The sequence below is a fragment of the Flavipsychrobacter stenotrophus genome (assembly GCF_002954265.1).
GTDB lineage: Bacteria > Bacteroidota > Bacteroidia > Chitinophagales > Chitinophagaceae > Flavipsychrobacter > Flavipsychrobacter stenotrophus.
The window spans coordinates 438,773-453,297 of sequence record NZ_PPSL01000003.1; the positions used below are offsets into that span (position 1 = coordinate 438,773).

Below are 14,525 nucleotides of genomic sequence, written 5' to 3' on the forward strand. Positions count from 1 at the left end.
TGTTTACTCTTCACTCAATAAATCCCGTTCCAATATCTCCATGCTGATGATGTCTACAGCCTCTATCATACGCGGGGCAATATTGAGCATGTCATGTTCTTCATCGCTCAATTGTTTTATTAACTCCAGGTTGATACCGGTAAGCACCAGAGACTCTTCGCTGCTGTAACATTCTTCATGCAGTGTTATAAAAGCTTCGATTCCGTCTTTTTCGAGAGCGGTAGCGTTCTGAAAGTCTATTATGAAGTTTTTACTGCCGTTTTGCCGTATTTCTTCGCACTTAACGGCCAATTCGTCTGCTAATTTGGCATTAATAGTTGCATATGTCGGGGTAATAACAGTAAAAGTATCTTTGGTATCAATTTTGAAATCCATAAAGAGAATTTAAGTTTTTAAAAATAATACTTCTGCGTCTATCTTTCGTATATTGTATTAGGGAATAGTTTTTGTAACGGAGTTATAAGGGCGAGATAATAATAAAATCGGTGCAGGTAGCTGATGCATTTCTTTTTTGTTTTCCCGTTGAAATTAATAAGGGTATAAGTATTGACTATTAAAGATTTGTTTTCGAAATCGCTAACTTTATAAAAAACCAAGGGAAAAATATATGGACTCTAATTTCTCGCCTAAAGTAAAAGAGATCATTTCCTACAGCAGAGAAGAAGCGCTGCGGTTGGGTAATGACTTTATAGGCACCGAACATTTGCTGCTTGGCCTCATACGTGAGGGCGACGGCATGGCCTTGAGGGTATTGCAAACGATGCAGGTGGATCTTTTTGAGCTTCGTAAAGAGCTTGAAGTAGCTATAAAAGACAAGAACAATAAGCCACTTGCCAACATAAACAGTTTGCCGCTTACCAAGCAGGCCGAAAAAGTAATCCGTATCACAGTATTGGAAGCTAAGTCGCTGAAGAGTCCGAGTGTAGAAACAGAACACCTTATGCTCTCTATTTTGAAGAATAAGGAGAATGTAGCTACACAGATACTTAACCATTATGATGTTGATTATGATCGCTTCAAGAGTGAGTTGAGCATATTGCAGGGTAATGCGCCGAGCGCTGACTATGGCGATCCGGGTTCTGAAGAGTTTGAGGACGACGAAGAACGCCGCCAGTTTCAGCAGCAGCGTAAGACACCGGTAGGTGCAGCTAAATCAAAAACTCCGGTTCTGGACAATTTCGGACGTGACATTACCAAGTTCGCAGAGCTGGGTACACTCGATCCTATTGTAGGTCGTGAGGAAGAGATAGAGCGCGTATCGCAGATACTGAGCCGCCGTAAGAAGAACAACCCGATACTGATAGGTGAGCCGGGTGTGGGTAAGACAGCCATTGTGGAAGGCCTTGCATTGCGCATCGTTCAGCGTAAGGTATCACGTGTATTGTTCGACAAGCGCGTGATCAGCCTCGATCTTGCAGCATTGGTTGCCGGTACTAAATACCGTGGCCAGTTTGAAGAGCGCATGAAGGCGATTATGAATGAGCTGGAGAAGAACCGTGATGTGATCCTCTTCATAGATGAGATACATACTATAGTAGGTGCCGGTGGTGCTTCTGGTTCGCTAGATGCATCAAATATCTTCAAGCCTGCTTTGGCTCGTGGAGATCTGCAATGCATAGGTGCATCAACGCTTGATGAGTATCGTCAGTACATTGAGAAAGATGGTGCATTAGACCGTCGTTTCCAGAAGGTATTGGTAGAACCACCTAGTGTTGAAGAAACAATAACCATACTGAATAACATTAAGTCTAAGTACGAAGACTTCCACAATGTGATCTATGATGCCGAAGCTATTGAGGCTTGTGTGAAGCTGAGCGACAGGTATATGACAGATCGCCTGTTGCCCGATAAAGCGATAGATGTTATGGATGAGTCAGGCGCACGTGTGCACCTGAAGAACATCAATGTACCTGAGAATATCCTTGATCTTGAAAAGAAGATCGAGGAGATAAAGCAGGAAAAGAATAAGGTAGTTAAGAGCCAGCGTTTTGAAGAAGCTGCTGCACTGCGCGACAGGGAGAAGAGACTGGGAGAAGAGCTGGACCGTGCGAAGGCAGAGTGGGAAGAAGAAGCAAAGCACAAGCGCTATCCTATCAACGAAGAGTCTATTGCCGAAGTGATACACATGATGACGGGTATACCTGTTATGCGCATGGTAGAAGCGGAAAGCAATAAACTGCGCCGCATGGGCGAAGATCTGCAAGGGTCTGTGGTTGGTCAGGATGAGGCGATAGGTAAGATAGTAAAGGCGATACAGCGCAACAGGGTTGGATTGAAAGATCCGCGTAAGCCAATAGGTTCGTTCATCTTCCTGGGTCCTACAGGTGTGGGTAAAACAGAGTTGGCTCGTACATTGGCGCGTTACATGTTCGACAGCGATGATGCACTGATCCGCATAGATATGAGTGAGTATATGGAGAAATTCTCTTTGACTCGTCTGATAGGTGCGCCTCCGGGGTATGTGGGTTATGAAGAAGGTGGACAGCTGACTGAAAAGATACGCCGCAAGCCCTATTCAGTAGTGTTGCTCGATGAAATAGAGAAAGCGCATCCGGACATCTTTAATATCCTCCTGCAGGTGTTGGACGATGGACAGTTGACTGATGGCCTGGGCCGTAAAGTAGACTTCAAGAATACGCTGATCATTATGACGTCTAACATTGGTGTGCGTCAGTTGAAAGATTTTGGTGCGGGAGTTGGTTTTGCAACATCTGCAAAGACAACTACACAGGAAGACAGCAACAAGGGTGTGATAGAAAAGGCGTTGAAGCGTACTTTCTCTCCTGAGTTTCTCAACCGTATAGACGACGTGGTTATCTTCAATTCATTGGAAGAGCATCACATAGGCCAGATCATTGAGATCATCATGAAGGATGTGATGAAGCGTCTGACAACAATGGGCTTTACTATGACACTGACAGCCGGTGCCACGAAGTTCATTGCCGAGAAAGGGTATGATCCTGAATTTGGTGCAAGGCCATTGCACAGGGCTATTCAGAAATACCTTGAAGATCCGTTGGCAGAAGAAATTCTCAACCATCGTATTAAAGCCGGTGATTCGGTGATAGCTGACTACAATGAAGAAGAAAAGAGGATATTCTTTGTAACTACAGATGATGCGCCACCCGCAACGGTGACAGAAGCAAAAGAACTGTAATTAAGATTGAATAAAACAGAAACGGGCTGTATCAGAGATGATGCAGCCCGTTTTTTGTTAGCGTATGTTCAATTAATCTTCAACAGTTAGTGAATAGCCGCCCTTTATGGCGCGCCATGAAACAGTGGTTTTATCATCAAGCTTCATTTCACCTTTTACAATATGCCGTTGAATTTGCTTTTCGATCATTGGCTCAATGTCCTTGCTGATATTTATAACACCATTAGTTGTGATTACCACATCTGAAATGCAGGTACTCCACTGCGGTTTGGCAGTGCCTTCACCAATACAAATCAATTGATGGTCTTTACCCGAGTGGGTTTCATTTACAATGTCATAGCCGTTGGGGCCACCATTACAAACAATCTTGGTCCAGCCTGCATAGGAAGCCGCCGGAAACATAGCTGGCGCGAAAGCCAGTAAAACAAATATTTTTTTCATGTCAGAAGGTTTTTTATAAAGTTAAAAATTTATATGATACAGGGCAAAAAAAAGTGGGTCTTTTTTCATACTTGCAGGCTGATCTATTCACACAAAAAAAGACACCGCAAGGGTGCCTTTTCAATATAATTAGCCATTGCGCCATTATTAACGATAATGTCCTCTGTACCAATGCGGGCGAGGGCCATATCTGTGCCTGCCCCAATACCGGTTGTGGTTAGATTGATACCGGGGTGCCCCAAAATGGTTGTTCGTACGGTACTCTGCAAATTTAAAAACACGGTGTGGCCTGCCTATTTCATGCACAGCACAGCTGCTGAAGCCAACTAAAAGGGCTATAAATGAGCATATTAAGATGAGGTATTTCATTATCTCGCAGATTGATCAGGTCACAAATATATCCTAATAATGCAGAATTTTTATATGGCGGTGACATATGTTTTATAAACTGTCTTTTGTTTCTGCCTAACTTTGCCTGTATGAACACTGATGCCAGGCTACGTAAACTGCTCGAAGAGCGTATTTTGATCATTGATGGTGCAATGGGTACCATGGTGCAACGCTACAAACTTGAAGAAGCAGATTACCGTGGTGAGCGATTTAAAGACTGGGCTTCGGACGTGAAGGGCAATAATGATCTCTTGTGCCTTACCAAGCCGGAGGTAATTAAGGAAATACACAAAGAATACCTGCGTGCAGGTGCTAATATCATAGAAACCAACACCTTTAATGCCCAGGTGGTGAGTCTTGCTGACTACGGAATGCAGGAGCTGGCGCATGAAATAAATGTTGCTGCCGCCCGCCTGGCAAGGGAGGCTATAATGGAATATGATGGGGAATACAGGCAAAAAGGCGGTAGTGCACCCTTTCCGGCAGAAGTTTGTTTTGTGGCCGGGGCTATCGGACCTATGAATAAAACATTGTCACTTTCTCCTGATGTAAATAACCCAGGGTTTAGGTCTATAACCTTTGATGAAGTGGCCGATGCTTATTATGAGCAGATAAAGGGCCTGATGGATGGTGGAGCAGACATACTGCTGGTAGAGACTATTTTTGATACGCTCAATGCAAAGGCTGCTATTTATGCAATAAATAAATATTTTAAAGATGCAAAGCTGGCTGAACCTCCTGTTATGATATCGGGAACGATCACAGATGCATCCGGTAGAACATTAAGTGGCCAGACGCTGGAGGCATTTGGTATCTCTGTTATGCATGCTCATCCGCTGAGTATAGGATTGAACTGTGCGCTTGGTGCCAGCCAGATGAGGCCACATGTGGAAGAATTGTCTGAAATAGCATCGTGTTATGTAACGGCTTACCCTAACGCCGGTCTGCCCAATGCCATGGGCGAGTATGATGAGACGCCGGAAGAAACGGCAGCTATAGTTGGGGAGTTTGCCCAGCAGGGATGGCTGAACATGGTTGGTGGTTGCTGCGGCACTACGCCGGCACATATAGCGGCTATTGCTAATGCTGTGGCGAAATACGCCCCGCGCAGGCTGCCTCAGGTAGAAATGGCTTAGCATGAGGTAGTTGGGCAAGCAGTTATTCTACCTGTCTAATAGACTAGTATCCAGCTATTTATGCGCTAAAATCCCATGTAAAGGTATATTTCTTCCTATTATCAGATTTTCTTGTTATTTTTATCTCCCTTAGCCAACTTTTTTCTAAAAAAAGGTGTCTATATGTTATTGCGATCTCTTGAAATTGAAATTTTATGAAGAAACACCTATTTATAATATTTTTATTAAATATACTGGCTTTTACCGGCTTTTCGCAGCCTTTACCTTGCCCCCCTTCTAATACCACAAGTATTACTGCAATGAATACAGGTGCCGCATGTAGTGGTGCGTGCACGCAGGTATATGCGCCTTATACTACCTCACTCAAATCAACATCAAGTTACACACTTACCGATATACCTTATTTGCCTACTGCATATACTGGTGGAACGCCAATATTGGTGGGTATTGATGATGTTTATAGTGCAGCGCTTCCTTTGCCATTTGAGTTTTGCTTTTATGGTACAAAATATAGCCAATGCCTTATAGGCGCAAATGGCCAGATATGTTTTGATCTTAGCCTTGCAGGTGCATATAATCCGTGGGCAATAACATCACCAATTCCTGCCGGAAACAATACGGCCACAAAGAATTGCATCATGGGTGCTTATTACGATCTGGATCCATCTATTTATGGTAATATTACCTATGCGACATATGGAACAGCACCGTGCAGAACATTTGTTGTATCATGGGCAAATGTGGCACTGTTTAATGCCGGCAGCTGTCCTGGCCTAGCAGGCACACAGCAGATAGTGCTATATGAGTCTACTTATGCTATTGACATCTTCATCCAGAGCAGGCCATTGTGTACAGCATGGAACAGCGGCTTCGGAACGGTAGGTATTGAAGATGCGAGTGGAGCAAACTATAACTTATATCCTGGTTACAATGGTACCCCTTGGTCTGCAACCAATTTTGCATGCAGGTTTACGCCTAATGGACCAGCTACCTGGACATTTACGTGGACTGATCCATCAGGCGCAGTTGTAGCATATGGCGATACAGCGGTAGTTTGCCCTCTGGTTGCCACTACTTATAACATACGTGGTGTTGCTTCTTCTAATTGCGATTCTATTGTAGTGAATTCATCAACAACAGTATTGGTAGGCCCAAGCCCTGCCATTACCAGTGTATCTGTAGTTACGCCTTCTTTTTGCGGTGCTACAGATGGTAGCTTTGCCCTTCACGGCTTAGCTGCGGGATCTATTGATACACTATTCTATACGTACAATGGTGTGCCTCAGCCTGCTACTGTTACTGTTGTACCTGCTGGCGGCACTATAACCGTATCTGGTCTTGCCGCGGGTAGTGTTACCAATATTTATGTAAAGGTAGGGCCGTGTACTTCCAACATTGTTACAGCTACCATACCGCAGCCATTACCGCCTACAGTTACTGTAGACTCGGCAGTGGTAAAAACCTGTGTTGGTGTTCCTGTACAGCTGCATAGCTACGCCAACCCTGCATTGCCTGCGGGTTTTGCTTATACTTATAGCTGGGCACCGCCTACTGATCTGAGTGCTACTAATATCGCCAATCCGTTGGTTACACCTGCTGCTGCCGGTAATGTAACTTATACTGTTTCGGTAAATCCAACTCCTTCCATTGCAGCGTGTGCAGGTACCGCTAATGTAACCGTACATACTATAGGTGATTTTGTTGTCAACAATCCGTTCAATACTATTTGTTTGCTTAATCCGCTTGTTGGCGTTACTGCAAACGTAACGGGTAGCAACGAGATCCGTTATGCCTGGACACCAACTGCCGGAGTAGTTACCGCAACCAGTATGGGGCCGGTTATTACACCAACTTCTGAAGGTACTTACGTTTATACAGTTACCGGTTCATATGCGAATTGCCCTGATTATGTGCATACACTGACTATTGTAGTGGATACTCCCGGACAAGGATTGTTTGTGAGAGATACTATATGTCTGGGTATGAGCGATGTAGTGGATATGAGTTCTACTGGTGGTCCCGGGTACCATTATCTGTGGACCTCATCGCCTGCGGGGGTAACCTTTGCGAATGATACTCTGCCCAATACGCCGTTTACGCCAACAGCTGTAGGCACCTACACATTGTCAACATTAGTTACTTCTCCTTCTAATGCCTCCGGTTGTGGTATTCGTGATACTGTTATACTGCTTGTATTACCTAATGTGTTGACTATCTCACCAATAGATACTGCAATTTGCGCCGGACAAGTGGTGCAGGTAACAGGTAATATATTGTACAGCAACATATTCAGCTATCAGTGGCTGCCTACTACAGGTATTGCCAGTCCTAATGTATTAAATGTATTGATAGCAACAGATACATCTGATCTGTATACTGTAACGGCTTCTTTCCACAGATGCCCCGACATTTATGCTACTTTGAACCTTGACGTGCAGCCAAATCCAAGTGTATACATCGGTGGTAACAGGCAGTTCTGCCAGTTTGATACGCTGCATCTTCATGCCTCAGTTACTCCGGCCTGGTATAGTGGGTATAACTACCTCTGGTCACCTGCCGCTGATCTTGATAATACTACAACCGCTAACGTTGTATTTACAAACGACTCATCGACAATGGTGTATGTGACAGTAACAACTTCTGCGGGATGTACCGCGAAAGATTCCGCATACTTTACTATGTCTCCGGGTAATTTTGCTTCTACAATTGCCAATGCAGATTTCTGTCCGCATGATTCCCGTGTTATTCCTATGGTTCCGGCCGGTTATTCTTATGCATGGCATCCGCCGTTGTATGTGAGCGACAGCACAAGCTCCGCACCTACGCTTAGTCCTATAACCACACAGACCTACTCTATTGTAGGAACATCGCCTGATGGCTGTAAGGATACAGTGTACTGGACAGCAACAGTATATCCTGACGCGGTAATTGAAGTGGGCGATTCATTGACATTATTCCCCGGCGAGAGTTATCATATAGTGCCAGGTACTAATTGTAGCTCGTTTAGCTGGTTCCCGTATGCCGGTCTTAGCAATCCGCTGATATCAGATCCTGTAGCTACGCCGGATGTAAGTACCATGTATGTGGTTACCGCAACTACAGAGCACAATTGTGTGACAAGGGATACGTTGAATATTTTTGTAGCTGCAGAATCATTGCTGGCAATGCCTAATGCATTTACACCGGGCACGGGGCCGAATAATTCATTTAAGGTTATTTTGAAAGGTATCGCATCATTAAATTATTTCAGGGTATACAACCGATGGGGTAACCTGATGTTTGAGACTAAGAATATGAGTGAAGGATGGGACGGCTCTTACAAAGGCGAACCACAGGATGTGGGCGTATATGTTTACGACGTTCAGGCTGTAAGCAGCACCGGAAAAACATTCAACAAAAGAGGCAATGTAACGTTGTTGCGTTGATATAATATATTTTAATACCTGTATTCCTTTATCATTCACTATGTTGTAAACCTGATAAAGATAATACAGCCATGATAAATAAGCGTTTCTTCTTATCGATAATCCTTTGTGTACTAGCCATAAACCAATCAATGGCCCAAATGTTGGGCGATTGTGTGTTTCTTAAAGGCAAGTATGTAGAAATAGGTGTTGCTCCAAATGGTGGTTACGGAAGTACGCTACCTGCACCGGGTACCTATCACCCTAATCTGGGACCAGGTACCACATTTAATTTCTGGGACCCGGGTGCAGGCACAGCTTCCATTAGTGCAAACTTTCTGGGATTTGTGGCAGACTATGGCCGTGATGGATGGGCTGTTGGTGTGCCAGGTTATTTTGGGGATTTTTACCTTCCGGGTACCCCACAGGAAGGCTGGGCCATAAATGTAAATGGAAGCGAGTCCGAAGCATACATTCCATCTTATAATTCATTCGGGTTGCCCTCAACCGGCTTTACAGGTACCCTGGCCGGTACTAATCTGGCCTACGTTAATTCAGGCGGCATTAGTAAAGGTATATGGAAAGGAAACCAAGGCGCACTAGGTATTCGCCAGACTACTATACTGGATACCACCAAGTTGTTCTTCACTGTTAATGTTGTGCTTACCAATACAGGCGCCACACCTCTCAACAATATATACTACCTGAGGACGGTGGATCCGGATAATGAGCAGACCCAATCGGGCGACTTTACTACAAGTAATACCATTACTTATCAATTGCCTAGTCCGGGTAACAGGGTATTGGTATCTGCGGTGGGTATAGGTGCTTTTGCAACAAATGCCTATCTGGGCCTGGGAACAAAGGATTGCCGAGCCAAGTCTGTTATCTATGACTTCGGTCTCGATCCGGGTGGTGTTTCTTTACCGAGCATATATAATGAAACATCTACTTTTCATTATACACAGGGTTTTAACCTGGTGTCTGATGTGGGTATAGGTCTGGTATATAATATAGGTACAATAGCCCCCGGAGACAGCACCTCACTCACTTATGCATACATTCTTAATGCCGCGTATATTGATAGTGCATTGGATGCTACACAACCTGCATTTCAGGTAAATAGTCTTTCATTTAATTCAGGTGATACCATTAACCTGTGTACATACAATTTTGATACGGTGCTTATATCAATGGGTAGCGGTTCTTTCTACCACTGGCATTGGTCTCCGTCTACTTATCTTACAGATACAAATGGTGTTGCCAACGTTATTTCTGCCGATAGTATCAATACTACCATGACCTACACTATTACAGGTGTAAATGTTTCCGGGGCTTGCGATACTGTTACCTACTTCCTGACATTTGTACATGATACATTTAATATCACATTGAATAATCATGATACAGGTATCTGTATAGGGCAGTCTATTCAAGCATCAGTGGTAGGGCCACCATTACTCTCTTATAGCTGGTCGCCTACTACAGGTGTTTCCAATCCTATAATTATGAACCCTATATTGACGCCAAATGTTACCACCACTTACACGGTGACGGCATCGTCGTCCAGTGGTTGTCCGCCTGTCTCCAAGCACTTTACTATCAATGTGGCTCAGTTGCCGCTTGTTACAATGGACTCGGCAGTCGTCAAAACCTGCGTGGGTGTGCCGGTGCCGCTGCATGCTACAGTGAGCCCGGCCGGTGTGCCATATACCTATAGCTGGTCTCCCGGAACTAACCTGAGCAGTACCGGAGTGGCTAACCCTGTGGTAACGCCTGCTGCTGCCGGAGACGTTACTTATACGGTTACAGTATCGCCGAGCGCATTGAGCGGCTGTATTGGCAGGGAAACCGTGAGGGTACACACAATAGGTGATTTTACAATCAATACCCCTGATGCTAATATATGTCTGGGCAGATCTGTTACGCTTAACGTTACGGGTAGCGTGGAGATGGGGTATACGTGGACACCAGCAACCGGGGTAGTTACTTCTACCAGTATGGCACCGGTAATAACGCCTGCCGCATGGGGGTCTTATACTTATACGGCAACAGGTTCTTACGCCAACTGCCCCGATTATGTACATGTATTCCGTATTAAGGTGGATACCCTGGGCATTGCTCAAAATTACCGAGACACTATTTGCCTGGGACAGTCGGTAGCGGTAGACGTTACAGTGCCGGGTAGTAATGCTACTACCAATTATTATCACTACCAGTGGGTGCCCGGCGCACCTGAAGTGGCCAATGACACCATGCCCAATACTGTAGTAACGCCTGCTACCACGGGTGTGCATACCTACATAGTTACGGCATCGCCAACGGCAGCTAACTGCTCGGTAAATGATCTGGTGACAATTAAAGTACTACCTAATGCGATAACAATAAGCCCTATAGATACTGCCATTTGCCAAGGGCAGATAGTGCAGGCTATTGGTACCGGCGATGCGCTGTTCACCTATCAATGGTTACCCACTACGGGTATTGCGGGGCCAAATTCACTCAATACTACTTTGGCGCCCGATACGTCTGTAACCTATATTATCAGAGCCTCTTACCCTGGTTGCCCCGATATGTTTGCGACCCTGCACCTGGATGTGCAACCGAATCCTACGGTTTATGTAGGAGGCAACCGTCCGTTGTGCCAGTTCGATACATTACATATTCATGCGGCGGTAGCACCGGCATGGTACAGCGGCTACCTATATTCATGGGCACCATCTGCAGATCTGGATAACAGTACCTCTGCCAATGTTGTATTTGACGGCACCATCAATACTACACTTGTGGTTACAGTTACCACCCCTGCGGGCTGTAAAGCCAAAGACTCTGCACTGATAACCATACAGCCGGGCAATTTTGCGTCTATAATACCTGATGCTTCATTCTGCCCGCATGACAGTCTTATTGTTACAGCAAGTTCTACTGTGGCTGCTACCTATGCCTGGCACCCGGCCATGTATGTAAGCGATAGTACAAGCGGAGCACCTGTAATAAAGCCGATTGCAGATCAGACCTATACTATAGTAGCTACTTCGGCCGCGGGATGTAAAGACACTGTTTACTGGACCGCGACCGTATATCCGGGGGCTATGATATCGGTTCCGGAATCTGTGACGCTATATGCCGGAGAGACATTCCATATAGAGCCGATAACGAACTGTTCATCATTTACATGGTTCCCTATTACCGGATTGGATTATCCTTATATAGCTAACCCAACAGCCAGCCCCGATGTGAGTACGTTATATATTGTTACTGCCACTACCGAACACGGTTGCAAGGCCATTGACTCTATATATGTTATCAGAGATGAGGGTGCTATATTAGAATTGCCTAATGCATTTACGCCGGGTGGAAGCACCAACAATAAGTTCTATGCAATAGACAAGGGCATGGCGCACCTTAACTACTTCAGGGTATATAACCGCTGGGGCAATGTGGTGTTCGAAACAAAAGACATTAACGAAGGATGGGATGGTAGCTGGAAGGGCGAACCACAACCATTTGGAGTGTATGTATATAATATCCAGGGAGTATCACTCAATGGAAAGATCATTAACAAGACAGGTAATGTTACATTGCTTAGGTAATGGATTTAATTTTATTTGTTTAAGGTGCCTGATTTTCAGGCACCTTTTTCTTTTTTTCTTCTTTATTTATATCTTCAATCTCGTTATAGGGTGCAAAATATGAACACCCGTTTTTTCCACTTATCTTTGTATAGTATAAATATTGAAACGAAATGGAAGTAAAGCAATTATATACTAACTGCCTGAGCGAAGCAGCTTATTTTATAGCAAGTGAAGGTGAGGCGGCAGTTATTGATCCGCTGCGTGATGTAGACACCTATGTGCAGATGGCTGAAGAGCGGGGCGTAAAGATCAAGTATATCTTTGAAACGCACTTTCATGCGGATTTTGTAAGCGGACATATAGACCTTGCGCGTAAGACAGGTGCAACCATAGTATACGGTCCTGATACAAAGGCTTCATTCAATCCATATGTAGCAAAAGATGGTGAGGAATTTAAGATAGGCAAGCTGACAATTAAAGCCATACATACCCCGGGCCATACACTGGAAAGCACCTGTTATCTGCTTAACGACGAAAAGAACGAAGCATACTGCATATTTACAGGCGATACCTTGTTTGTAGGTGATGTGGGTCGTCCTGACCTCTTTAGCGGCAATATGACCAAGGAAGATCTGGCATCAATGATGTATGACTCCCTGACACAAAAGATCAAGACATTAGCCGATCATATCATTCTTTATCCGGCACACGGTCCAGGGTCATCATGTGGTAAGAACCTCGGCCCCGACACATCGAGCACTATTGGCGCGCAGAAAGCAACCAACTATGCACTGCAGGATATGACAAGGGAGGAGTTCATTGATGCAGTTACAACCGGTTTGAACACACCCCCTGTTTACTTCCCGCTGAATGCGCGATTGAACAAGGAAGGATACGATAATATTGATGAGGTATATACAAAGGGATTAACCCCGTTAAGCATAGCTGCATTCAAAGAAAAGGCAAGCGAAGGCGCATGGATACTGGATACGCGTCATGCAAATACATTTACAGAAGGATTTGTTCCCGAAGCCATAAGTATAGGGCTTGAAGGGCGCTTTGCAGAATGGGCGGGAACATTACTACCGCTGAAGCAAGCTTTGATACTGGTGACGGAGGAAGGTAAAGAGAAAGAAAGCATTACCCGCCTGGCACGTGTGGGTATAGACAATATACACGGATACCTGCAGGGTGGATTTGAAGCATGGAGAGATGCGGGAGAAACCATAGACCTGATCATAGACATAGAACCTGACGAACTGGCAATGGATATGCCACACGATGATCGTCTGGCTATTGTGGATGTGCGGAAGGTAAGTGAATTTGACGCCGGCCACGTAAAGGGCGCTATGAATGTACCATTAGATACATTGACAGATCCACTGCACATAGCTACGCTGGATGATGAAGAACACAACCTGTACATTCATTGTGCCGGTGGTTATCGCTCAGTTATAGCAGCATCAGTCATTAAGCGCCAGGGCATACATAACCTGCGCAATGTATTGGGTGGTTATGGCAAGATCAAGAATGAGAAGACCATTGAGTTGGTGCTGCCTGAGTTAAGCGAAAATTAAGAAGTAATGATTTGATTGTCATAAGACTAAAAGCGGGAACTCATTTGAGTTCCCGCTTTTTATGTCTGATTCATCATCACTTTTCTAAGCGCACTTTTTTATTTTTTATTTTTTATTTTTCAGTTTTTACTTACATCGGCACTTCATAGATCAGTATATCGCTGGTATCTACGCCTGTCAGTATTACTGAGTCTATATCGCTGATGCCCAGGGCATCTTTCCTGCCTAACACCTGTTCGCCGGCATTGATCTTACCATCGAGCATGAATATGTAGAAGCCGTGGTCTTTGCTATGTGGTGTCAAAGTAACGGTCTTACCTGCCTCAAGCGTTGTGCGGTATATCCATGCATCCTGGTGGATCTTCAATCCCGGGTCTGCGTTGTCTATAGGGGATACCAGTATTTGTAACTGGTTTACGCGATCCTCAGGCGCAAACTTAGTTTGCTCATAGCGTGGTTTTACTGCTTTTTTGTTAGGGAATATCCACGATTGTATCAGGTTTACAGACTTGTCTTTAGAGTGATTGTATTCACTGTGATAAACACCTGTGCCCGCGCTCATTACCTGTACTTCGTTAGGAACTATAGTTTCTGTGTGTCCCATGTTATCTGCATGTTCCAACACACCATCGAGCACTATGGTTATGATCTCCATATTATCGTGCGGATGCTTACCAAAGCCCATACCCGGAGCAACTATATCATCATTGAGTACTCTTAATACACCAAAGTGAACTTTAGCGGGATCGTGATAGTTGGCGAAACTAAATGAATGGTGTGCATTGAGCCAACCATGATTAGCATGACCTCTTTTGTCTGCTGCGTGAAAAACTGTATTTGCCATA

At 44.7% G+C, this 14,525-nt stretch carries 8 protein-coding genes; 5 read left to right on the forward strand and 3 right to left on the reverse strand.

Annotated features, from left to right (window positions below):
- Positions 1-3: 3 nt before the first annotated feature.
- Positions 4-375: a hypothetical protein gene (locus CJD36_RS11865; RefSeq protein ID WP_105039389.1), complete on the reverse strand. Its 372-nt coding sequence runs from the start codon at positions 373-375 to the stop codon at positions 4-6.
- A gap of 232 nt (positions 376-607) precedes the next feature.
- Here CJD36_RS11865 and CJD36_RS11870 point away from each other — a divergent pair, with 232 nt between their 5' ends.
- Positions 608-3,157: an ATP-dependent Clp protease ATP-binding subunit gene (locus CJD36_RS11870; protein ID WP_105039390.1), complete on the forward strand. Its 2,550-nt coding sequence runs from the start codon at positions 608-610 to the stop codon at positions 3,155-3,157.
- Positions 3,158-3,229: 72 nt separating this feature from the next.
- Here CJD36_RS11870 and CJD36_RS11875 read toward each other — a convergent pair whose 3' ends face one another.
- Entirely contained in the window at positions 3,230-3,598 is a 369-nt protein-coding gene (locus CJD36_RS11875; RefSeq protein WP_105039391.1) for a hypothetical protein, read from the reverse strand.
- A 479-nt stretch (positions 3,599-4,077) separates the two neighbouring features.
- On the opposite strand from CJD36_RS11875, the gene CJD36_RS11880 reads away from it, so the two are divergent.
- The 4 genes from CJD36_RS11880 to CJD36_RS11895 all read left to right on the forward strand — a co-directional run bounded on the left by CJD36_RS11880 (position 4,078) and on the right by CJD36_RS11895 (position 13,680).
- On the forward strand, positions 4,078-5,124 hold the full coding sequence (locus CJD36_RS11880) for a homocysteine S-methyltransferase family protein (RefSeq protein WP_105039392.1): 1,047 nt from the start codon (positions 4,078-4,080) through the stop codon (positions 5,122-5,124).
- Positions 5,125-5,318: 194 nt separating this feature from the next.
- Positions 5,319-8,549 carry a T9SS type B sorting domain-containing protein gene (locus CJD36_RS11885; RefSeq protein WP_105039393.1) on the forward strand — a complete coding sequence of 1,077 codons (3,231 nt, stop codon included), beginning with the start codon at positions 5,319-5,321 and terminating at the stop codon, positions 8,547-8,549.
- A 131-nt stretch (positions 8,550-8,680) separates the two neighbouring features.
- Positions 8,681-12,121: a T9SS type B sorting domain-containing protein gene (locus CJD36_RS11890; protein WP_161499290.1), complete on the forward strand. Its 3,441-nt coding sequence runs from the start codon at positions 8,681-8,683 to the stop codon at positions 12,119-12,121.
- A gap of 152 nt (positions 12,122-12,273) precedes the next feature.
- Positions 12,274-13,680 carry an MBL fold metallo-hydrolase gene (locus tag CJD36_RS11895; RefSeq protein WP_105039395.1) on the forward strand — a complete coding sequence of 469 codons (1,407 nt, stop codon included), beginning with the start codon at positions 12,274-12,276 and terminating at the stop codon, positions 13,678-13,680.
- Between the two features lie 130 nt (positions 13,681-13,810).
- Here the strand turns inward: CJD36_RS11895 and CJD36_RS11900 are convergent, their stop codons facing one another.
- A complete protein-coding gene (locus CJD36_RS11900) occupies positions 13,811-14,524 on the reverse strand; it encodes a pirin family protein (RefSeq protein ID WP_105039396.1) in 714 nt (237 codons plus the stop codon).
- Position 14,525: the final 1 nt, after the last annotated feature.

Bases quoted from the DNA above. Each gene is read 5' to 3' on its own strand.
- CJD36_RS11895 (WP_105039395.1), top strand. From the start codon at position 12,274: ATGGAAGTAAAGCAATTATATACTAACTGCCTGAGCGAAGCAGCTTAT.
- CJD36_RS11870 (WP_105039390.1), top strand. From the start codon at position 608: ATGGACTCTAATTTCTCGCCTAAAGTAAAAGAGATCATTTCCTACAGC.
- CJD36_RS11890 (WP_161499290.1), top strand. From the start codon at position 8,681: ATGGCCCAAATGTTGGGCGATTGTGTGTTTCTTAAAGGCAAGTATGTA.
- CJD36_RS11880 (WP_105039392.1), top strand. From the start codon at position 4,078: ATGAACACTGATGCCAGGCTACGTAAACTGCTCGAAGAGCGTATTTTG.
- CJD36_RS11875 (WP_105039391.1), bottom strand. From the start codon at position 3,598: ATGAAAAAAATATTTGTTTTACTGGCTTTCGCGCCAGCTATGTTTCCG.
- CJD36_RS11885 (WP_105039393.1), top strand. From the start codon at position 5,319: ATGAAGAAACACCTATTTATAATATTTTTATTAAATATACTGGCTTTT.
- CJD36_RS11900 (WP_105039396.1), bottom strand. From the start codon at position 14,524: ATGGCAAATACAGTTTTTCACGCAGCAGACAAAAGAGGTCATGCTAAT.
- CJD36_RS11865 (WP_105039389.1), bottom strand. From the start codon at position 375: ATGGATTTCAAAATTGATACCAAAGATACTTTTACTGTTATTACCCCG.